This window comes from Enterococcus sp. AZ104 (assembly GCF_050546705.1).
Classification (GTDB): domain Bacteria; phylum Bacillota; class Bacilli; order Lactobacillales; family Enterococcaceae; genus Enterococcus; species Enterococcus faecalis.
The window spans coordinates 1479736-1499115 of record NZ_CP172952.1 but is presented as its reverse complement, the minus strand read 5'-3'; the positions used below and the strand labels follow the sequence as shown (position 1 = coordinate 1499115).

The 19380-nt window shown below is 37.0% G+C and carries 19 protein-coding genes; 16 read left to right on the top strand and 3 right to left on the bottom strand.

The window, feature by feature from the left end; translation table 11 throughout:
* Window positions 1-113 precede the first annotated feature (113 nt).
* The 8 genes from pstC to IGJ37_RS07240 all read left to right on the top strand — a co-directional run bounded on the left by pstC (window position 114) and on the right by IGJ37_RS07240 (window position 6769).
* Entirely contained in the window at window positions 114-1034 is a 921-nt protein-coding gene (pstC, locus tag IGJ37_RS07275; protein ID WP_002357299.1) for a phosphate ABC transporter permease subunit PstC, read from the top strand.
* A complete protein-coding gene (pstA, locus tag IGJ37_RS07270) occupies window positions 1034-1918 on the top strand; it encodes a phosphate ABC transporter permease PstA (RefSeq protein WP_002357300.1) in 885 nt (294 codons plus the stop codon). The genes pstC and pstA overlap by 1 nt, the downstream gene beginning before the upstream one ends.
* 16 nt (window positions 1919-1934) lie before the next feature.
* Entirely contained in the window at window positions 1935-2744 is an 810-nt protein-coding gene (pstB, locus tag IGJ37_RS07265) for a phosphate ABC transporter ATP-binding protein PstB (protein WP_002357302.1), read from the top strand.
* A gap of 10 nt (window positions 2745-2754) precedes the next feature.
* Entirely contained in the window at window positions 2755-3513 is a 759-nt protein-coding gene (pstB, locus tag IGJ37_RS07260; RefSeq protein WP_002357303.1) for a phosphate ABC transporter ATP-binding protein PstB, read from the top strand.
* Between the two features lie 14 nt (window positions 3514-3527).
* Window positions 3528-4205, top strand: coding sequence for a phosphate signaling complex protein PhoU (gene phoU, locus IGJ37_RS07255; RefSeq protein ID WP_002357304.1), 678 nt, complete (start codon window positions 3528-3530; stop codon window positions 4203-4205).
* 208 nt (window positions 4206-4413) lie between these two features.
* On the top strand, window positions 4414-6015 hold the full coding sequence (gene liaX, locus IGJ37_RS07250; protein WP_002360155.1) for a daptomycin-sensing surface protein LiaX: 1602 nt from the start codon (window positions 4414-4416) through the stop codon (window positions 6013-6015).
* A 74-nt stretch (window positions 6016-6089) separates the two neighbouring features.
* Complete coding sequence (locus IGJ37_RS07245; protein WP_002357306.1) at window positions 6090-6413, top strand: PspC domain-containing protein; 324 nt, start codon at window positions 6090-6092, stop codon at window positions 6411-6413.
* Window positions 6413-6769 (top strand): phage holin family protein, encoded by a 357-nt coding sequence (locus tag IGJ37_RS07240; RefSeq protein ID WP_002357307.1) that lies wholly within the window; start codon window positions 6413-6415, stop codon window positions 6767-6769. Before IGJ37_RS07245 ends, IGJ37_RS07240 begins: the two co-directional genes overlap by 1 nt.
* A 34-nt stretch (window positions 6770-6803) precedes the next feature.
* Here IGJ37_RS07240 and IGJ37_RS07235 read toward each other — a convergent pair whose 3' ends face one another.
* Window positions 6804-7766, bottom strand: a complete 963-nt coding sequence (locus tag IGJ37_RS07235; RefSeq protein ID WP_325814836.1) for a GIY-YIG nuclease family protein — start codon at window positions 7764-7766, stop codon at window positions 6804-6806.
* A 209-nt stretch (window positions 7767-7975) separates the two neighbouring features.
* On the opposite strand from IGJ37_RS07235, the gene hprK reads away from it, so the two are divergent.
* From hprK to IGJ37_RS07205, 6 genes are all read left to right on the top strand, one after another.
* The gene (gene hprK / locus IGJ37_RS07230; RefSeq protein ID WP_002357309.1) at window positions 7976-8911 is read left to right on the top strand and encodes an HPr(Ser) kinase/phosphatase; all 936 of its coding nucleotides are present in this window, start codon (window positions 7976-7978) and stop codon (window positions 8909-8911) included.
* Window positions 8912-8928: 17 nt separating this feature from the next.
* A complete protein-coding gene (gene lgt / locus IGJ37_RS07225; RefSeq protein ID WP_002381830.1) occupies window positions 8929-9762 on the top strand; it encodes a prolipoprotein diacylglyceryl transferase in 834 nt (277 codons plus the stop codon).
* 68 nt (window positions 9763-9830) lie between these two features.
* Window positions 9831-10853 (top strand): NAD(P)H-dependent glycerol-3-phosphate dehydrogenase, encoded by a 1023-nt coding sequence (locus IGJ37_RS07220; RefSeq protein WP_192190035.1) that lies wholly within the window; start codon window positions 9831-9833, stop codon window positions 10851-10853.
* Between the two features lie 11 nt (window positions 10854-10864).
* Window positions 10865-11761 carry a UTP--glucose-1-phosphate uridylyltransferase GalU gene (galU, locus tag IGJ37_RS07215; RefSeq protein WP_002357314.1) on the top strand — a complete coding sequence of 299 codons (897 nt, stop codon included), beginning with the start codon at window positions 10865-10867 and terminating at the stop codon, window positions 11759-11761.
* Between the two features lie 177 nt (window positions 11762-11938).
* Entirely contained in the window at window positions 11939-12370 is a 432-nt protein-coding gene (locus IGJ37_RS07210; RefSeq protein ID WP_002357316.1) for a DUF948 domain-containing protein, read from the top strand.
* Between the two features lie 15 nt (window positions 12371-12385).
* Window positions 12386-12973 (top strand): YtxH domain-containing protein, encoded by a 588-nt coding sequence (locus IGJ37_RS07205; RefSeq protein ID WP_002381831.1) that lies wholly within the window; start codon window positions 12386-12388, stop codon window positions 12971-12973.
* 120 nt (window positions 12974-13093) lie between these two features.
* Here the strand turns inward: IGJ37_RS07205 and IGJ37_RS07200 are convergent, their stop codons facing one another.
* The gene (locus IGJ37_RS07200; protein WP_325814835.1) at window positions 13094-14197 is read right to left on the bottom strand and encodes an aminopeptidase P family protein; all 1104 of its coding nucleotides are present in this window, start codon (window positions 14195-14197) and stop codon (window positions 13094-13096) included.
* A 214-nt stretch (window positions 14198-14411) separates the two neighbouring features.
* On the opposite strand from IGJ37_RS07200, the gene ccpA reads away from it, so the two are divergent.
* Complete coding sequence (ccpA, locus tag IGJ37_RS07195) at window positions 14412-15413, top strand: catabolite control protein A (RefSeq protein ID WP_002357319.1); 1002 nt, start codon at window positions 14412-14414, stop codon at window positions 15411-15413.
* 104 nt (window positions 15414-15517) lie between these two features.
* On the opposite strand, the gene IGJ37_RS07190 is transcribed toward ccpA, so the two are convergent.
* Window positions 15518-17932 (bottom strand): transglycosylase domain-containing protein, encoded by a 2415-nt coding sequence (locus tag IGJ37_RS07190; RefSeq protein WP_016618336.1) that lies wholly within the window; start codon window positions 17930-17932, stop codon window positions 15518-15520.
* 184 nt (window positions 17933-18116) lie between these two features.
* Here IGJ37_RS07190 and tyrS point away from each other — a divergent pair, with 184 nt between their 5' ends.
* Window positions 18117-19379, top strand: coding sequence for a tyrosine--tRNA ligase (gene tyrS, locus IGJ37_RS07185; protein WP_002357324.1), 1263 nt, complete (start codon window positions 18117-18119; stop codon window positions 19377-19379).
* Window position 19380: the final 1 nt, after the last annotated feature.

The window sequence follows — 19380 nt, the reverse complement described above, 5'->3', positions numbered from 1 at the left end:
CACAAAATTTACAAACTTAACATAAAATTTACATGTTATTAAAAACAAATTGATGTAAAAAAGGTACACTATTTTTATCTGTAAAAGTTGGATTGTTTGAGGAGGAAATATTCTTGGAAGATGTACAGAAAAAATTATTAACAAAATCGAAAAGAGCCAAGATGGAGCAACGAGGGAAATTTATTAGTTTCCTATGTATTGCCTTAATTGTAGCAGTGGTTGTTTCAATTTTCTATTTTGTTGCAAGTAAAGGACTTGCTACATTCTTTAAAGATAAGATTAATGTGTTTGATTTCTTATTTGGAACAAACTGGAACCCAAGTGATATCGGCGCAGACGGTAAACCCATGGTTGGGGCTTTACCAATGATTGCGGGTTCCTTTATTGTAACGTTTTTGTCAGCGATTGTTGCGACGCCATTTGCGATTGGAGCGGCTGTTTTTATGACAGAAATTTCACCTAAAAAAGGAGCGAAATTTTTACAACCAGTTATTGAATTACTTGTAGGGATTCCCTCTGTTGTTTATGGATTTATTGGTTTATCTGTCATTGTTCCTTTTGTCCGTTCAATCTTTGGCGGAACTGGCTTCGGTATTTTAGCTGGTACGTTTGTGCTATTTGTCATGATTTTACCAACGGTTACTACAATGACCGTAGATGCATTAAAAGCTGTGCCTCGACATTATCGTGAAGCGTCGTTGGCGCTTGGTGCTACGCGTTGGCAAACGATTTATAAAGTTGTCTTGCGGGCAGCTGTGCCTGGTATTTTAACTGCGGTGGTCTTTGGTATGGCTCGTGCGTTTGGTGAAGCCTTAGCAATCCAAATGGTAATCGGAAATGCAGCTGTGATGCCAACTAGTTTGACAACACCAGCTTCGACACTAACAAGTATTTTGACAATGGGGATTGGGAATACAATTATGGGAACAGTTGAAAACAACGTTCTTTGGTCTTTAGCCTTGATTCTATTGTTGATGTCTTTACTATTCAACATTGTTATCCGAATTATCGGTAAGAGAGGAGCCTTAAAATAATGAATGCAAAAAAAGCTGATAAAATCGCAACAGGTATCTTATATGCCGTATCTGGCGTCATTGTTTTAATTTTGGCGGCCTTACTGATTTACATTTTAGCTAGAGGAATTCCACATATTTCGTGGGAATTTTTAACACAACCATCCAGAGCCTATCAAGTTGGTGGTGGGATTGGTATTCAGCTTTTCAACTCACTATATTTACTATTGATTACAATGATTATTAGTATTCCAATTTCATTGGGTGCTGGAATTTACTTATCGGAATATGCGAAAAAGAATTGGTTGACTGATTTAATTCGTACCTCGATTGAAATTTTAAGTTCATTGCCTTCCGTTGTTGTCGGGCTGTTCGGCTTCTTGATTTTCGTTGTACAAATCGGATATGGCTTTTCAATCTTATCAGGTGCGTTAGCATTAACATTTTTTAACTTACCATTATTGACTAGAAATGTTGAGGAATCTTTGAAAGCCATTCATTATACACAGCGTGAAGCGGGGTTAGCCTTAGGTCTTTCACGTTGGGAAACAGTTAAAAAAGTTATTTTGCCAGAAGCGTTACCAGGAATTTTGACAGGTGTTATTTTGAGTTCTGGTCGGATTTTCGGTGAAGCCGCTGCGTTAATTTATACAGCAGGACAAAGCGCACCTGCCTTAGATTTCAGTAATTGGAATCCATTGAGCGTTTCAAGTCCAATTAGCATTTTCCGTCAAGCGGAAACGTTGGCTGTGCATATTTGGAAAATTAATACCGAAGGAACGATGCCAGATGGCGCTGCGGTCTCAGCAGGTGCCTCCGCTGTGTTAATTTTAGTAGTTTTACTTTTCAATTTCGGCGCTCGTTTTATCGGCAACCGTCTTTATAAGAGAATGACATCAGCTTAATGTTAGGGGAATTAGCATGAAAGAATACAATTTAAATGATACCCATTTACTTCAACTAGATAGCCAAAAAGACCCGATTGCGTTACACACGGAAGACTTACATGTCTTTTACGGGGACAATGAGGCTATCAAAGGTGTTGATTTGCAATTTGAAAAGAACAAAATAACCGCCTTAATTGGACCTTCTGGTTGCGGTAAATCCACGTATTTACGTTCGCTAAATCGTATGAACGATGGCATTGCCAATTCACGTGTTACTGGAAAAATCATGTATAAAGATGTCGATGTCAATACGAAAGAAGTTGACGTCTACGAAATGAGAAAACGCATTGGCATGGTTTTTCAGCGGCCCAATCCATTTAGTAAATCTATCTATGAAAATATCACATTCGCATTGAAACAGCATGGTGAAAAGGATAAGAAAAAATTAGATGAAATCGTTGAAACAAGTTTGAAGCAAGCCGCACTTTGGGATCAAGTGAAAGATAACTTAAACAAAAGCGCCTTAGCTCTGTCTGGTGGGCAACAACAACGTTTGTGTATCGCTCGGGCAATTGCGATGAAACCAGATATTTTATTGTTAGATGAACCGGCAAGCGCGTTAGATCCGATTTCAACAGGAACGGTTGAAGAAACGTTAGTGAATTTAAAAGATGATTACACGATCATCATTGTGACACATAACATGCAACAAGCGGCGCGGATTAGTGACTATACAGCTTTCTTCTATATGGGTAAAGTCATTGAATACGACCATACAAGAAAAATCTTTACACGACCAAAAATTCAAGCAACGGAAGACTACGTTTCAGGACATTTTGGTTAGGAGGAGCAAGATGGGCAAAGAAATTATTTCATCAAAAGATTTACATTTATATTACGGGAAAAAAGAAGCATTGAAAGGCATTGATTTAACTTTTAATCAAGGAGAATTAACTGCCATGATTGGTCCTTCTGGTTGCGGGAAGTCAACGTATTTACGTTGCTTGAATCGTATGAATGATTTAATCCCAGACGTAACTATTACTGGAAGTGTCGTCTATAAAGGAAAAGATATTTATGGACCGAAAACAGATAACGTTGAATTACGTAAAGAAATTGGCATGGTTTTCCAACAACCTAATCCATTTCCGTTTTCAGTTTATGAAAATGTGATTTATGGCTTGCGCCTAAAAGGAGTCAAAGACAAGCAAGTCTTAGATGAAGCAGTTGAAACCAGTTTGAAAGCTGCTGCCGTTTGGGAGGATGTCAAAGATAAACTTCACAAAAGTGCACTTTCACTTTCTGGTGGACAACAACAGCGGGTTTGTATCGCTCGTGTTTTAGCTGTGGAACCGGATATTATTTTATTAGATGAACCAACTAGCGCCTTGGACCCAGTTTCTAGTGGTAAAATTGAAAACATGCTGTTAACATTAAAAGAGAAATATACGATGATTATGGTGACACATAATATGTCACAAGCATCACGGATCTCTGATAAAACGGCCTTCTTTTTACAAGGTGATTTAATTGAATTTAATGACACGAAAAAAGTATTTTTAAATCCAAAAGAAAAACAAACAGAAGATTACATTTCTGGTAAATTTGGTTAAAAGGGGGAAAAAGAATGTTACGGACACAATTTGAAGAAGAACTATTGAATCTGCACAATCAATTTTATGAAATGGGTATGATGGTTAGTAGTGCCGTCCATAAATCCGTGAAGGCATATATTAATCATGATAAAAAATTGGCTCAAGAAGTGATTGATCGCGATATTGAAATTAATGATATGGAAGTCAAACTTGAGAAAAAGAGTTTTGAAATGATTGCGTTACAACAACCAGTGACAACAGACTTACGTATGATTATTACTGTTATGAAAGCTAGTTCGGATTTAGAAAGAATGGCGGACCATGCCGTTTCAATTGCTAAATCAACGATTCGCTTAAAAGGAGAAACACGTATTCCTGAAATTGAAAAAGAAATTTCAGATATGTCTGATTATGTGAAAAAAATGGTGGATAATGTTTTAATCGCCTATGTTAAAACGGATCAAAAAGATGCACGAATGATTGCACAAATGGATGATCGTACTAATGAATATTTCGATAGTATTTACAAACATGCCGTAGAAGCAATGAAAGCTAATCCAGAAACGGTCATTAGCGGAACTGATTATCTACATGTGGCACAATACTTGGAAAGAATTGGCGACTATGTCACAAATATTTGTGAGTGGATTGTTTACTTGGCAACTGGTAAAATTACCGAATTGAATAGTAATCGTGATGAACAATTTTAAGAAAAACAAATAAAAAAACTAGGAGACGGCCTTTTTTAGACCAATTCCTAGTTTTTTTAGCGTAAAATGAACTGATTTTATAAAACTAGTCCTTACTAATGAGAAGAAATCGTTCTTAAGTCCTATGACAAATGATCAAAAACAAGGCATAATAATGCATGTAAGGAAAACACTATTGAGTGAAAAATTTGCTAAGGAGGCAATATCCATGAAAGAAAGAGAACGCGTATTAGAATTAGTGAAAAAAGGTATTCTAACGTCAGAAGAAGCGTTAATTTTATTAGAAAATATGGCAACTGAAAAAGATGAAAAACAAATCGAAAAAGCTGCTGAAAAAGTTGATACACAAAATATTGGAACAACAAATAAAGAAGATCAAGTCGCAGATTTAATGGATGCATTAGAAAAAGGCGAATCAGAAGGACCTACTGTTGATTCGTTTGAAGAAAATACACAGGACAGTGCAGAAAAAGATCGTGAAAACTTAGAAAGAATTCTTGATGAGTTAGCAACAAAAGCCAATCGTGCTTCGGCTGAATTGGACGAAGTCAACGCAGAAATTGCCGGCATCAAAGAAGAAATTAAAGAAGTCGCAGAAGAAATTGGAACATTAGATACAAAAGAAGAATTAGATGCATTGACAGAAGATGAACAAGTTCAACGAAAAGACTTGCACGTTTTACTTGCACAATTAGAAGAAAAATTAGCGACTCAAAGTACTGAAAAAACAGCACTGGAAGAAGAACTAAAAAACATTCGCAAAGAACAATGGAAAGGTCAATGGAATGATACAAAAGAAAAAGTTTCTTCTCAATTCTCTGAAGAGTGGAAAGATCAAGCCACAGACACCTTTAACCAAGTCGGCGGTAAAGTTGCCGAAGTTGGCGGCCAAGTGGGAGAATTCTTGAAAAAAACATTTAATTCTTTCAGTGACACCATGAATGATAATGTGGAATGGAAAGACATTAAAATGAAAGTTCCTGGTGTGGCAACAACTAAGTTTGAACATGAGTTTAATTATCCAAATCCACAAGCAAGTTTAATTGATGTCAAGGTAGCAAATGGTACCGTGGTTTTCAAAACTTGGGATCAAGAAGATGTGAAAGTCGAAGCAAAAATCAAATTATATGGTAAAATGGCAGGAGATTCACCAATGGAAGCTTTCTTAGAACGAAGTGACATTGATGTGGATGATGAAACGATTTCTTTCCAAGTGCCAAATAAACGGGTGAAAGCAGATTTAACGTTCTATTTACCAAAACGCACTTACGATCATGTATCTGTTAAATTATTAAACGGAAATGTCTTAGTAGAAGAGTTAACAGCGAAAGATGTTTACACAAAATCAACGAATGGGACGATTACGTTTAAAAAAATTGATGCAACTATGTTAGAAATTGAAGGCGTGAATGGTGAAATTAAAGTCCTAGAAGGAACGATTTTAGATAACATTATTGAAACAGTCAATGGTGATGTGTCTATTTCCGCGGCACCAGAAAGTCTAAGTGTTTCTCTGATTAATGGAGATATCCGCATTACAGCTAAAGAAAAAACGCTTCGCCGTGTTGAAGCAAGCTCTGCAAATGGGAATATCAAATTGGCTTTGCCAAATGACTTAGGCGTTGAAGGGCAAGTGAAAACTAATTTAGGTAGTATTAACAGCCGTTTAACAGATATTGAAGTTGTCCGTGAAAAGAAAGATCGCGGCAATCAACAATTACATTTTAGACGTGTACTGGAAGAATCAATGGCTCAAATTAATGCTTCTACAACAACGGGAAGTATTTTCCTAAAAGATACGGATAAATAATTAATAATTTTAAGCTAGATGGGCTGACGAATCAGCCTTTCTAGTGTAAAATTTAGTAGACGAGGTGAAAACATATGAAAAGAAAACTAACAAAATCTCCGAATAACGTGGTTTTAACAGGAAGCTTAGCTGGGATTGCTGATTGGCTAGGAATTGACCCAACAATTATTCGTGTCGTTTATGTCTTGCTCAGCTTTTTCTCAGCAGGATTTCCAGGCATTCTCTTATACATTGCCTTAGCAGTCTTGATCCCTTCTGGAAGAACAGGAAGCGATCGCGGCTACGGCCATCAAAATCCTTATAATAGAAATGTTCGCAATGAAAATCCTTATGCTGCCAATAAAAAGCAACGTAAAGAAGCGGAAAAAATTGATGATGACGAATGGAGTGACTTTTAATGACATATTTTCAGCGATTGGTTGTTAATACACTGACATTCATTTCTTTATCAGTTGTTTTTCCTGGCATGATTCATGTGAGAGGCATAATGCCTGCAATTATTGCCGCCTTTGTTCTCTCAATCCTAAATATGTTGGTGAAACCAGTCTTAACAATCTTGTCGCTCCCATTTACTTTATTAACGTTTGGTCTATTTAGCTTTGTTGTCAATGCAGCGATTTTACAAATGACCTCGTTTTTTGTGGGGGAAATGAACTTTGGCTTCTCAAGTTTTTGGGCAGCGGTGCTAATGGCTGTAATTATGTCAATTGTCAATACGATCGTTACGGATCACAATTTATCTAAATATGAATAAAAAAGCCTGAAGAACGTAGCATAAAATGCGTTCTTCAGGCTTTTTCGATGGTTAAATTTTCTAGGTGACATTCTGGATGACGGCTGATATAGCCATATAAAATGTTTAAAAAATCAACTTGTTGCTTCGAGTAATGCTCAATTGTTTTCGGTGATTTTTTGGGCATGATTTTTTTTGCTAGTTCAAGCGGTGAATATTTTTGAAACGTTTGTTTAGTTACAACACGTGTTGCTACCACCAAGCCTTGGTAAATTAAATAGTATTTGATTTTTTTCTGACAAGGTAACCACATCAGTTGCCAATCTCGTTGGTTAGCTTGACTAATTCGTTGATTTTGGTTTGCAAAGCGCGTCAGAAAGAGCCAATCTTCTTTGAGTTTTGCCGCTTTTTCGAAGGCTTGTTTTTCAGCAGATTCTTGCATTTGTTGAGCAATTCGTTTGATTGGTTCTCGTCCTTGATTATGGAAAAAGTCGAACAATTCTTGTTGAAATAGTTCGGTCGGAATGGCACTCTCTTTTTGAAAGGTTTGATGCCAATAGTTGGTTGGGACGAGATCGTAGATACTATCCAAAATTATTTTTAAACGGTTTAATTTTCGACGAATCGAATAAGGACCAAAACAGTTCTCTTTAGTGGGAATATTTAAGAGTTTAATCTCTAATTGCCGCTCATTAACGGCTACCGATACATAAGAATATTGTTCATAAGCATTCATTTGGCGATTGTAACGCGGTCGATACTGTTGAATCAGTTGACATTCTAGGAGGAGCGCATCCAATTCTGTGTCAGTATGGAGAACATCGAAGTCTATAATTTGTTTGACTAAGCGCATCGCCTTTCGAGAATGTTGATTACTATTAATAAAATAGCTCGACACGCGATTTTTTAATTTTTTGGCTTTACCCACATAAATAATTGTGTCGGTTGCGTCTTTCATTAAATAAACACCCGGTGTTAACGGTAATTGATGGGCTTTTTCCTTTAAATATTCTTTCATAAGTTTCCTCTTTTCTTAAAAGGATCGGCTTCAAGTATACAAAGTTTTCTGAAATAGTCAAGTAACAGAAATAGCATAGGTAATTTCACTGAAAAATAGTTTCATTTTTTTGAAATATGATAATTCTAGGAATTATCTAGTGAATAGCTAGAAACTTGTATTTTTAAATGATAAAATATAACAAGTAGCAGAAAGGACTGACATTCGATATGACAGAAGTGGTAAAGATTTATCAACTGGTAGAAAATCTTTCTTTAGAAGTAGTATACGGAGATGAAGAAAGCTTAAATAGAACAATTAAAACTGGTGAAATTTCCCGGCCAGGTTTAGAATTAACTGGGTATTTTAATTATTATTCCCATGACCGTTTACAATTATTTGGGAGCAAAGAAATTACCTTTGCGGAACGAATGATGCCTGAAGAGCGTTTATTAGTGATGCGCCGTTTATGTGCGAAAGATACTCCAGCCTTTATAGTATCCAGAGGACTAGAAATCCCCGAAGAATTAATTACAGCAGCAAAAGAAAATGGCGTTTCTGTATTACGTTCACCGATTTCAACTTCCCGTTTACTAGGGGAACTATCCAGTTATTTAGATGGCCGTTTAGCTGTTCGGACAAGTGTCCATGGGGTTTTAGTTGATGTTTATGGACTTGGTGTTTTGATTCAAGGAGATAGCGGTATTGGTAAAAGTGAAACAGCTTTAGAGCTTATTAAACGTGGACATCGGCTAATCGCAGACGATCGTGTCGATGTTTATCAGCAAGATGAATTAACCGTGGTTGGAGAGCCACCAAAAATTTTGCAGCATTTAATTGAAATTCGTGGTATCGGAATTATTGACGTCATGAACCTGTTTGGAGCTAGTGCGGTCCGCGGCTTTATGCAAGTTCAATTGGTCGTTTATTTAGAGGCATGGGAAAAAGACAAGAAATATGATCGCCTCGGTAGTGATGATGCAATGGTTGAAATAGCTAACGTTGATGTCCCTCAGATTCGTATTCCTGTTAAGACCGGCCGAAATGTGGCCATTATCATTGAAGTAGCAGCAATGAACTTCCGCGCGAAAACAATGGGCTATGATGCAACAAAAACGTTCGAAGAGCGCTTAACCCGTTTGATTGAAGAAAATTCAGGAGAATAGAAGGAGAAGATGTGATGATGTTAGCTCAAGTAAATTCAATTGCATTTCGCCTTTTCGGTATTCCCGTCTATTGGTATGCAATTATTATTGTTTCAGGGATTGCTTTAGCTGTTTGGCTAAGTAGTCGTGAAGCTGTTCGTGTTGGTTTAAAAGAAGATGATGTCTTTGACTTTATGCTCTGGGGATTACCTGCAGCAATTGTTGGCGCGCGCTTGTATTACGTCGCTTTTCAATGGCAAGACTATGTAGACAATCCGATTGAAATTTTCTTTACTCGAAATGGTGGCTTAGCGATTTATGGTGGTCTTATTGGTGGGGGACTGGCGCTGTTTTTCTTTACGCGTCATCGTTTCATTTCTACATGGACTTTTTTAGATATTGCCGCACCAAGTGTGATTTTAGCGCAAGCAATTGGTCGCTGGGGCAACTTTATGAATCATGAAGCCTATGGGCCAGCGACCACCAGACAATTTTTAGAAAATCTCCATTTACCAACGTTTATCATTGATAACATGAATATCAACGGAACGTATCATCAACCAACATTTTTATATGAATCTGTCTGGAATGTTTTAGGCTTTATCGTTTTAGTGTTATTACGCAAAAAGCCACACTTTTTAAAAGAAGGCGAAGTCTTTTTAGGTTATATAATATGGTATTCTTTCGGCCGTTTCTTCATCGAAGGCTTACGGATGGACAGTTTGTATGCGTTTAGTAACATTCGTGTCTCACAATTGTTGTCTTTAGTGATGTTCGTGGCAGCAATTGTTATTGTGATCGTTCGCAGAAGAAATCCCAATTTGAAATTTTACAATCGGGAGAAACAAAAGAAAAAAATAACAACTTCTTAATCCAACTTGATCGAAGAATATGGTAAACTAAAGAAGTAACGTTGTTTAGCGAAAGGAGAGTTTCACCGATGAAACAAAAAGTCGCTGTTTTAGGTCCAGGTTCCTGGGGGACAGCTTTAGCTCAAGTATTAGCCGAAAATGGACACGAGGTCTGTATTTGGGGAAATAAACCAGAGCAAATCGATGAAATAAATACAAAACACACCAACAAACATTATTTACCAGAATTAATCTTACCTACTTCAATTCAGGCAACCACTGATTTAGCCACTGCTTTAGTAGATGTTGATGCGGTACTGTTTGTGGTACCAACTAAAGCCATTCGTTCAGTAGCACAAGAAGTGGCCCAACATTTAAAAACAAAACCAATTATTATTCATGCAAGTAAAGGGCTCGAGCAAGATACACATAAGCGGATTTCAGAAGTGATAGCAGAAGAGATTCCAGCAGAAAAACGGCAAGGGATTGTGGTTTTATCTGGTCCAAGCCATGCAGAAGAAGTCGCTGTTCATGACATCACAACCATTACAGCAGCAAGCGAAAATTTAGCAGACGCTGTGTATGTGCAAGAGTTGTTTATGAATGATTACTTTAGAATTTATACGAACGATGATGTGATTGGTGTAGAAACAGGGGCGGCCTTAAAAAATATTATTGCTTTGGGCGCCGGAGCGATTCATGGCTTAGGCTTTGGTGATAATGCCAAAGCGGCAATTATGACTCGTGGTTTAGCAGAAATTAGTCGTTTAGGGGTTGCGATGGGAGCAAACCCATTAACATTTATTGGTTTAAGTGGTGTTGGGGATTTAATTGTTACTTGTACAAGTGTCCATTCTCGAAATTGGCGTGCGGGTAATTTATTAGGAAAAGGCCATAAGTTAGATGAAGTCTTAGAAAACATGGGTATGATTGTGGAAGGTGTTTCAACAACTAAAGCAGCCTATGAATTGGCACAACAACTAGAAGTCGAAATGCCAATCACAGAAACAATCTACAATGTCTTGTACAATGACGAAGATGTACAACAAGCAGCAAAAGAAATCATGTTGCGCGATGGCAAAACCGAAAACGAATTTACACTTGATTTTTAGGAGGAAAAAAGATGAAAGTTAAAAAGGCAGTTATTCCAGCAGCTGGGTTAGGAACACGTTTCTTGCCGGCTACTAAAGCGATGGCAAAAGAAATGTTACCGATTGTTGATAAACCAACGATTCAATTTATTGTAGAAGAAGCACTAGCTTCAGGAATCGAAGATATTTTAATTGTGACAGGCAAAGCCAAACGTCCGATTGAAGATCATTTCGATTCAAATGTTGAATTAGAAAATAATTTAAAAGAAAAAAATAAAACCGATTTATTGAAATTAGTCGAAGAAACAACGGATGTTAATTTACATTTTATTCGTCAATCCCATCCGAAAGGCTTAGGACACGCTGTTTTACAAGCGAAAGCATTTGTTGGCAATGAACCTTTTGTCGTGATGTTAGGCGACGATTTAATGGAAGATAAAGTGCCATTAACGAAACAATTAATGGATGATTATGAACAAACACATGCTTCGACAATTGCGGTAATGAAAGTACCCCATGAAGATACTTCAAAATATGGTATTATCAATCCAGAAAAAGAAATCGAAAAAGGACTATACAATGTCGAGAACTTTGTTGAAAAACCAAAACCCGAGGAAGCACCAAGTGATTTAGCGATTATCGGCCGTTATTTATTAACCCCTGAAATTTTTGATGTACTTGAAAATCAAAAACCAGGAGCTGGTAACGAAATTCAGTTAACAGATGCGATTGACACTTTAAATAAAACACAACGCGTTTTTGCTCGTGAGTTTAAAGGTGAACGTTACGACGTTGGCGATAAATTTGGGTTTATGAAAACAAGCATTGAATATGGTTTGACTCATCCAGAAGTAAAAGATAATTTGCGAGAATACATTATTAATTTAGGTGCTCAATTAGCGAAAAAAGAGCAACCAAAAGAAAAATAAATAAAAATAAGCGTAAAATTTCAATTCGTTAGAAGGAAATTTTACGCTTTTTTTCTTAAAGAAAAGGGCATGAGAATTTTATAAAATAAATTGTCATTCTTAGCTTTATGAGTTGTGAAAAATATAAGTTGGTGTTATCCTAAGATTATAAATAAAATTTCAGAGGGGAGTAATGATATGTCAGGTGGGGAAATTGCTGCCTTAATTGCAGCGGTAGCATTTGTTGTTTTAGTCATCTTTTTAGTACTTGTGTTATATAAAGTTTCTCAAGTTGTTTCAAAAATTGAAGATACAATTGATGAAACAAATACAACAATCAAAGTCGTGACTAGCGATGTGAATGTATTGAGTCGCCAAGTGGAAGGCTTGCTTGTTAAAAGTAATGAACTATTGACAGATGTGAATCAAAAAGTGGCAACGATTGATCCGTTGTTTACGGCCGTTGCTGATTTAAGCGAAAGTGTCTCTGAATTGAACACCTCAAGTAAACATTTGATTACGAAGGTAGGAACCGTAGGGAAAGGCACAGCGAAAGCTGGTTTAGTGAGTAAAGTAGGCGGTTCTGCTTTTAGAGCAATGCGTTCAAAAAATAAAAAAACAAATAACTAATTGGAGGAGATTTTTATGGCTAAAAAAGGCGGATTTTTCTTAGGAGCAGTAATTGGTGGAACAGCAGCAGCCGTTGCCGCATTATTACTTGCACCAAAATCAGGTAAAGAATTACGTGATGATTTATCAAATCAAACAGATGATTTAAAAAACAAAGCGCAAGATTACACAGATTATGCTGTTCAAAAAGGAACAGAATTAACAGAAATCGCAAAACAAAAAGCCGGCGTTTTATCAGATCAAGCCTCTGATTTGGCAGGTTCTGTCAAAGAAAAAACAAAAGATTCATTAGATAAGGCACAAGGTGTTTCTGGCGACATGCTTGATAACTTTAAAAAACAAACAGGTGATTTATCTGATCAATTTAAAAAAGCAGCTGACGATGCTCAAGATCACGCAGAAGATTTAGGTGAAATTGCCGAAGATGCAGCAGAAGATATCTATATTGACGTTAAAGATTCTGCGGCAGCGGCCAAAGAAACTGTTTCTGCTGGTGTCGATGAAGCAAAAGAAACCACCAAAGATGTTCCTGAAAAAGCTGCAGAAGCAAAAGAAGATGTTAAAGATGCAGCGAAAGACGTGAAAAAAGAATTTAAAGGGTAACAAGCATTTAGCTTATGAAAGTTAGCAACGGATCGTGTTGCTTTTGTTCAGCGGCTTACCTTAAAATTTAGAAATGAGGCCATCAGTCCGGTTGACTGATGGCCTCATTTTATTTTTATGCTATTCAATAATTTGCAATTCTTTGGTTGTCTTAGTGAATGGTTCGGAGCCTGTTTTCGTTACGTGTAAACAATCTTCAATACGAACGCCTACTTTTCCAGGAATGTAAATACCGGGCTCAATAGAGAAACACATACCTTCTTCAATGACTAAATCATTGCCATGAACTAGCGATGGGTATTCATGGACAGTGGTTCCAATGCCATGGCCTAAGCGATGGTTAAAGTATTCACCATAACCAGCTTTTGTAATTACACCTCGGGCAATATCATCTAATTCGCCTGCTGTAACACCAGGTTTCACCGCTTCAGTTGCTGCTAATTGTGCTTCTAAGACAATTCCATAAATTTCTTTTTGGAAATCAGAAGGTTCCAAGTAGCTGACTGTTCGTGTGGCATCACTACAATAGCCATTATGAACGACACCTAAATCAAATAACACTAAGTCATGGGGCTCAATTTTTGTTTCGCCAGGTACCCCGTGAGGACTAGCTCCGTTTTTTCCTGTTAAGACTAACGTATCAAAACTCATTGAGCGAATACCTTGACGTTTTAATTGATACTCGATTTCTGCAACAATTTCTTGTTCCGCAACGCCTGCTTGAATTGCTTTGAAGCCAATCTCAAAAGCGACATCAGCCCAACTACCAGCTTCTAGTAAACGTTGAATTTCAGGTTCTGTTTTAATTAATTGAAGTTTTTCAATTAAAGGCGTAACATCATGCGAAAAATCGCTAGCTGGGAAATAGGTTTTCAATTGATCGAAACGAGCTAAAGAAAGAGCTTGTTTTTCTAAAGCAAAGCGTGGTGTGCCTTGTGTTCGTTTATTTAATAAAGCCGCAATTTTTTCCCAAGGATTTTCGCTATCTAAATAACCATAAACGGGATAAGTCCAACTACTATTTTCGGCATCTTCGACTTCCAATGCAGGTGTAAATAAAAATGATTGGTCGTCCGCAGCGATAAACAAAGCTAACACGCGCTCATGAGGTTCGCTTTCGTAACCGGAAAAGTAAGCGATATGACCAGGATCACTAATATAAGTGAAGTCAATCTTTTCTTGGTGCATCCAATTTTTTAAATCGGTAATTTTTTTTTGATTCATAAAACATCCTTCTTTCTTTTATTCTGAAGTGAATCACAGTACTATCATAACATGAAATGACAAAAAGTTCCTTTTGAAATGGAAAGTAAATTTTCATGAAAAAACGATAAAACGGTTGCAAAAATAGAAGAATTTTGATATTCTAGGCTAGGAAAGAAATGTAAACAGTGTTTTCAGAAAATGAGAACAAATTCATATTTATAGGAGAAGAAACATGGAAAAACAAACAATTACAATTTATGATGTTGCTAGAGAGGCAAATGTATCTATGGCTACTGTTTCTCGTGTTGTCAATGGTAATCCCAATGTAAAACCAGCAACGCGTAAAAAAGTCTTAGAAGTGATTGATCGCTTAGATTACCGTCCTAACGCAGTCGCACGTGGTTTAGCAAGTAAAAAAACGACAACAGTGGGTGTCATTATTCCAGATGTTAGTAATGCATTTTTTGCTTCATTAGCACGTGGCATTGACGACGTGGCTACAATGTATAAATATAATATCATTTTAGCTAATTCAGATGGAGACGATCAAAAAGAAGTTACTGTATTAAACAATTTACTTGCCAAGCAAGTAGATGGGATTATCTTTATGGGTCATCGCATTACAGATGATATTCGTGGTGAATTTTCACGTTCAAAAACACCTGTTGTCTTAGCAGGTTCAATTGATCCAGACGAACAAGTTGGTAGCGTTAATATTGATTACACAGAAGCAACGAAAGATGCAACAGCGACTTTAGCGAAAAATGGGAACAAAAAAATTGCTTTTGTTAGTGGTGCATTAATCGATCCAATTAATGGTCAAAACCGAATGAAAGGCTACAAAGAAGCTTTAGCGGAAAATGGCTTGTCTTATAATGAAGGCTTAGTTTTTGAATCTGAATATAAATTTAAAGCAGGCATTAATTTGGCTGAGCGTGTCCGTAATAGTGGGGCAACTGCTGCCTTTGTTACAGATGATGAGCTAGCAATTGGCTTATTAGATGGGATGCTAGATGCTGGTGTGAAAGTTCCAGAAGAATTTGAAATCATTACAAGCAATAACTCATTGCTTACAGAAGTCTCTCGTCCACGTCTATCAAGTATTACACAACCTTTATATGATATCGGTGCCGTGTCAATGCGTTTATTAACAAAACTAATGAACAAAGAAGAAATTGAAGAAAAAACAGTTGTTTTACCTTATGGAATTGATCAAAAAGGTTCAACAAAATAAATTGAATTAAACGGCTAAACAAAGAGCGGTAACTCTTAGTTTAGCCTTTTTTTGATACCTAAAAATGAGCCAGAAAAATACGTTTTCTGGCTCATTTTAGCGAGTTAATTATTATTCTTTTTATTATCGTTGTTTTTATTGTTATTGTTGTTGTTATTATTTGTAGTGGCACGTGGAGCAAGATTTCCCCAGTAAGAAGCGTAATTGCTGTCTGTTCCACCGATCCCAAATTTATAGGTACTTTGTGGTGCACCATCTTTGGCATAGTATGAAGTCGTTGTTTTGCCAGGTGTGTTGAACTTGGCACCATTATAGGTAATTGAGCCAGGTTTTTCACCAGTAAATTCAGAAACTTTTGATTTAATGACACTTGGGTCTAATTCAAATTTTTGACCAATGCCAAACAATTCTGGATTCGCATAGTACAGCGCGTTAGCTAAGTTCGCCATATAATTCCCGTTATTGTCGCCGCTGGTCGTCGTCATTGGCGCTGGTAGATCATGTCCTGACCAAGAACTTAGTGTCACAGTCGGGGTAGAGACAATTAGCCATGAATCTTTATAGTCATTAGTTGTCCCAGTTTTTCCGACCCAATCAGCACTGGCTAAATGAGGATTCAAGCCAGCTAATGTTGGTTTGAATTTTGTCGTATTCGCAGAATCCACCACTGAGCGCAACAAGTCATTCATAATAGAAGCGGTCGCCGGTGAATAAACTTGCGTTCCTTCATCTTTGTGTTCGTAGACCACATGTCCGCTATTGTCTGTGATTTTTTCAATCATGTAGGCTTTTTGATATTTACCTTTGTTAGCAAGCGCTTGGAAGCCGTTTGTTTGTGTTACAACATTTGTTTCTACTGAACCCAATGGCGCAGATTCGTAAGCCCAAGCATCTGAAGCTGGATAGTTCATTTTACTTAAGTAGTGATTGTAAGAGAAATTATCATCACCCATTTTTTTCCTTAGCTCATTATTAACATGAACGACAGGGATATTGAAAGACCAATTCAAGGCATTTCGAACAGTCACGAATTGATTTAAATCCACATTTGTGGAATTAACAAATTCTGTACCATCAGCATAAGTCGTTGGGTAGTTGGCCAGACGACTTTCAGAACCAATGAGTCCTTGATCAATCGCAGGGCCATAGACAGAAATTGGTTTAATCGTAGAACCAACTTGACGATCGGCATTAAAGGCATGGTTGTTTTGATTAATATCGAAGTTTCTGCCGCCGATAAAACCGAGGATACGACCAGTAGCGTTATCCATTAAAATATTGCCAGTTTCAATCATTGTATTCCCATTGACATCTGCAGTGCCATCATCAAGCAAATAACCATAATTTGCGACAGCGGTTTGCATCGTGTTATAAATGTTCTGATCAATGGTCGATTGGATTGTATAGCCTTGCGACTGGATTTCGCGACGTGCTTGTTCTTCATATTGATCTAAACCAACTTGATCTAAATCATCACGATTAACTTTAGCTTTTTTCATATCTAAATCCATGACAATCTCAACTGCTTTATCTAACACCGTGTAGTATAGATAGCCTTCTGTATTGACATTGGCCTGTTCAGTTGGTAAAAAGTCTTTTTTCAAGTCGTAAGCTTTGGCTTCTTCATATTCCTTTTGTGAAATAGCTTTTTCTCGGTACATACTGAAAAGAACAAAATCTTTTCTCTTCATTCCTAAAGACAAATCGTCTTTCAAGGCACCAGTGTTAGTATAGGGCGTGTAAACAATGGGACTTTGGGGAAGTCCTGCGATAAAGGCCGCTTGAGGAAGATTCAAGTCCTTGGCACTTTTACCAAAGAGTCCTTTGGCTGCTTCTTCCACGCCTGCAATATTTTCACCTTTGTTATTACGACCAAAAGGGGAGACATTTAGATAAGTTGTCACGATTTCGTCCTTAGAAAAGTATTTTTCAATACGTAAAGCTAATAAAATTTCGTTGGCTTTCCGTTTAAAGGTCGTTTCATCAGTTAAAATCTGTTGCTTGACCAATTGCTGAGTCAATGTTGAACCACCAGAAGAACCGCCGATACCTGTCGCATCAGAAATCAACGCTCGAACTAGCGCTTTTGGTACCACCCCATGATGTTCTTCAAAATATTCATCTTCTGTTGAAATAATGGCTTTTTTTAGCAATGGAGACATTTGATCGCCATTAATTCGTGTCCGAATTAAATCTGATTTGATGTTAGCAATCGGAGTACCATCTGCGTAAGTCATTTTTGACACTTCGGTAATATCACTGATTTCTTTTTGCAATTCTTCCTTCGTTGGGGGCTGTGTATCTTCAACTAGAAAAGCAAAATAGCCCATTCCAATACCTAAGCCAAGAGAGCCACCTAAGACAATCAGAATAACCCCAAAAACCACTAATGACTGAAAAACGCGAATAATGACATTTAAAATAAGTAAAAAGACATTGCCGCCAGAAGAGGTCGTTGGTTTTTGCTTATTGTTACTTGAATTATTTTTCAAAAGCTTCACCTCAATAAAATGATACATTCTGTGTTATTATAGCAAAAAAAAGCTTCTATGAATAGTTTCTACACCAATTGCCATTTTTTGTTGAAAAAACTTAAGAGAAAATAGGGAAATCTCATTTTTTGACTTTTCAAGTGTGACAGAATCGGTTACTATGAATAGGGGAATTTGATCTATTATTATGTTTTACTATAGGAGGAAAATCATGAATTCAGCTTTTTTTGAAGAATTAAAAGCCCGTGGGTTGGTCTACCAAGTCACAGATGAAGAAGCCTTACAAAAACAATTAAATGAAGAATCTGTTAAATTATATATCGGCTTTGATCCAACGGCAGACAGTTTACACATCGGGCATCTACTGCCAATTCTTATGTTACGTCGTTTCCAACAAAATGGTCATGTGCCCATTGCTTTAGTTGGTGGCGGAACAGGCATGATTGGTGATCCATCATTCAAAGATGCAGAACGTAGTTTAAACACACTTGATACAGTGAAGGCTTGGTCTGAAAGTATTAAGGGCCAGTTGTCACGTTTTATCGATTTTGAAGATGAAAAAAATCCAGCGATTCTAGCAAATAACTATGATTGGCTTGGAGAGCTTTCGTTAATTGATTTCTTACGTGATGTGGGAAAAAACTTTACAATTAACTATATGATGAGTAAAGAAAGCGTGAAACGCCGAATCGAAACAGGAATTTCTTATACTGAATTTGCGTATCAATTATTACAAGCGTATGATTTCTTGAAATTGTACGAAACAGAAGGCTGTTTATTGCAATTAGGCGGCAGTGATCAATGGGGGAACATTACTTCAGGGATTGAATTATTACGCCGAGAACAAGAAGTTCAAGGATTCGGCTTAACCATGCCTTTAATTACAAAAGCAGATGGTACCAAATTTGGTAAAACAGAAGGAAACGCAGTTTGGCTAGATGCGGAAAAAACTTCGCCATATGAATTTTATCAATTCTGGATTAACACAGATGATCGTGATGTCGTGAAATTCTTGAAATACTTTACTTTCTTAACATTGGATGAAATTGCAACAATTGAAGAAGAATTTACAGCGAACCCAGGTCAACGTGCTGCGCAAAAAGCGTTAGCCAAAGAAGTGACTACTTTAGTCCACGGTGAAGCAGCCTATCATCAAGCGGTTAAAATTTCAGAAGCTTTATTCAGCGGGGATATCCAAAGCTTAACAGCAGAAGAAATTAAACAAGGCTTTAAAGATGTACCAACGTATGAGGTGCAACCAGAGGATCAATTAAGTTTAGTCGACTTATTAGTTACCTCAAAAATAGAACCATCCAAACGTCAAGCCCGTGAAGATGTTCAAAATGGAGCGATTTACGTCAATGGAGAACGTAGACAAGATTTAGCAGCTGAATTGACAGAAACTGATAAAATCGAAGGACAATTTACTGTGATTCGTCGCGGTAAGAAAAAATATTTCTTGTTAAAATACTAAA

Bases quoted from the DNA above. Each gene is read 5' to 3' on its own strand.
- tyrS (WP_002357324.1), top strand. From the start codon at position 18,117: ATGAATTCAGCTTTTTTTGAAGAATTAAAAGCCCGTGGGTTGGTCTAC.
- pstB (WP_002357303.1), top strand. From the start codon at position 2,755: ATGGGCAAAGAAATTATTTCATCAAAAGATTTACATTTATATTACGGG.
- liaX (WP_002360155.1), top strand. From the start codon at position 4,414: ATGAAAGAAAGAGAACGCGTATTAGAATTAGTGAAAAAAGGTATTCTA.
- ccpA (WP_002357319.1), top strand. From the start codon at position 14,412: ATGGAAAAACAAACAATTACAATTTATGATGTTGCTAGAGAGGCAAAT.
- lgt (WP_002381830.1), top strand. From the start codon at position 8,929: ATGTTAGCTCAAGTAAATTCAATTGCATTTCGCCTTTTCGGTATTCCC.
- IGJ37_RS07240 (WP_002357307.1), top strand. From the start codon at position 6,413: ATGACATATTTTCAGCGATTGGTTGTTAATACACTGACATTCATTTCT.
- hprK (WP_002357309.1), top strand. From the start codon at position 7,976: ATGACAGAAGTGGTAAAGATTTATCAACTGGTAGAAAATCTTTCTTTA.
- galU (WP_002357314.1), top strand. From the start codon at position 10,865: ATGAAAGTTAAAAAGGCAGTTATTCCAGCAGCTGGGTTAGGAACACGT.
- phoU (WP_002357304.1), top strand. From the start codon at position 3,528: ATGTTACGGACACAATTTGAAGAAGAACTATTGAATCTGCACAATCAA.
- pstA (WP_002357300.1), top strand. From the start codon at position 1,034: ATGAATGCAAAAAAAGCTGATAAAATCGCAACAGGTATCTTATATGCC.
- pstB (WP_002357302.1), top strand. From the start codon at position 1,935: ATGAAAGAATACAATTTAAATGATACCCATTTACTTCAACTAGATAGC.
- IGJ37_RS07205 (WP_002381831.1), top strand. From the start codon at position 12,386: ATGGCTAAAAAAGGCGGATTTTTCTTAGGAGCAGTAATTGGTGGAACA.
- IGJ37_RS07190 (WP_016618336.1), bottom strand. From the start codon at position 17,932: ATGTATCATTTTATTGAGGTGAAGCTTTTGAAAAATAATTCAAGTAAC.
- IGJ37_RS07200 (WP_325814835.1), bottom strand. From the start codon at position 14,197: ATGAATCAAAAAAAAATTACCGATTTAAAAAATTGGATGCACCAAGAA.
- IGJ37_RS07220 (WP_192190035.1), top strand. From the start codon at position 9,831: ATGAAACAAAAAGTCGCTGTTTTAGGTCCAGGTTCCTGGGGGACAGCT.
- IGJ37_RS07235 (WP_325814836.1), bottom strand. From the start codon at position 7,766: ATGAAAGAATATTTAAAGGAAAAAGCCCATCAATTACCGTTAACACCG.
- IGJ37_RS07245 (WP_002357306.1), top strand. From the start codon at position 6,090: ATGAAAAGAAAACTAACAAAATCTCCGAATAACGTGGTTTTAACAGGA.
- IGJ37_RS07210 (WP_002357316.1), top strand. From the start codon at position 11,939: ATGTCAGGTGGGGAAATTGCTGCCTTAATTGCAGCGGTAGCATTTGTT.